General features: G+C 27.0%; 2 protein-coding genes. Both read left to right on the top strand.

Features of this window, described 5'->3' with window-relative positions:
- Positions 1 to 202: 202 nt before the first annotated feature.
- Positions 203 to 1,024 carry an ABC transporter ATP-binding protein gene (locus CD118_RS11805; RefSeq protein WP_050332194.1) on the top strand — a complete coding sequence of 274 codons (822 nt, stop codon included), beginning with the start codon at positions 203 to 205 and terminating at the stop codon, positions 1,022 to 1,024.
- 15 nt (positions 1,025 to 1,039) lie between these two features.
- Positions 1,040 to 1,339: hypothetical protein (locus CD118_RS12140; RefSeq protein WP_206167729.1), on the top strand; the 300-nt coding region annotated here is incomplete at its 3' end.

Genomic DNA, 1,339 nt, shown 5'->3' with positions numbered 1-1,339 from the left:
ATTAAGGAGTTAGAAGAAGTACTATAGGAGGTGATACTATGCTATTTTGTACGAAATTATTTAGTAACAAAAAAGGTTGTGCATCTGGTGGTGTTATAGGAATTTGTATTTCCGCAGGTAAAAATATTAAATCGTGGAGTATTTAAAAGTTTAAAAAGTGAGTGTGCTTTGTGCGCCTCACTTTTTTTAAGAGGTGAGAAAAATGTTGAAAATTACAAATTTAAGTGTTAGTTTTTCAAAAAAAAATATACTAAAGAATATAAATCTAAATGTGAAAACAGGAGAAATAGTTGGGTTAATAGGAAACAATGGAACAGGGAAAACAACACTAATGAAAGCGATACTCGGACTAATAAATTATAATGGTAAAATAGAATTTCAAGGAAGCACAACTTTTCAAAAAAATTCAGTTGAAATGCAACGTATTGGAATGTTGTTACAAGAAGATACATATTTGAATTTAAATGCAATACAAACTTTGAGAATGATTGATATATTAAATAATGCTAGTTTTAAAGAAAAATATACAAGCATTTTAGATGAATATAATTTACCTTATAAAAGAAAAGTTAAAAATTTCTCTTTTGGTATGAAACAAAGATTAAGATTAGCTATAGTTCTAAATTACCCTTATGATTTATTGATTTTAGATGAACCATACGTAGGTTTAGACCCAATAGGAGTCTTAAAACTACAAGAAAGACTGATTGATTTAAGGAATCAAGGTGTGACAATAATAATTTCAAGTCATCAATTATCAGAGATAGATGGCATGTGTGATAGATTTGTTTACTTATCAGATGGAAAATTAACTGAAACAAAAAAATTAATCTCTAAAAAAATTATTTTGACGTATGAAACATTTGATAGCCTAGAACAAATAAAAAATAGAAAAGGAGTTATTATTAATAACAACGAACTGATATTAAACAATGACACTGAACTGCTGTATGAAGTATTGTCAAAGTTTAAAAAAGAAGAAATGAAAAAAATTGATTTAAAAATCAATCAATACATCGAATAGCAGGAGGGATTCATTATGTTAAAACTCTTACGTTTTGAACTCAATAAGATGGAACATAGTTTAATAACCTTATTTTTACTTTTAATATTACTTTATCCTATTGTTTGGGGGATTATTATAAAAAGTAACCCTAGTTGGTTACAAATAGGAGGGAAAGTTGGAATTACAACTTTTATATTAACGATGGTTCAACTACTTTTTACTTTCAAATTGCACTATATTTTTATTTTGTTCGTATATTCGCAGTTTACAAACCATATCGTGGGAGGACAAATAATATATGAACTTGTACGATTCCCTAATAGAGTTATAAAT

The organism is Staphylococcus coagulans (genome assembly GCF_002901995.1).
In the GTDB taxonomy this organism is placed as follows: Bacteria; Bacillota; Bacilli; order Staphylococcales; family Staphylococcaceae; genus Staphylococcus; species Staphylococcus coagulans.
Note: the sequence above shows the minus strand (reverse complement) of the source record. Positions and strands in the feature narration are given on the sequence as shown.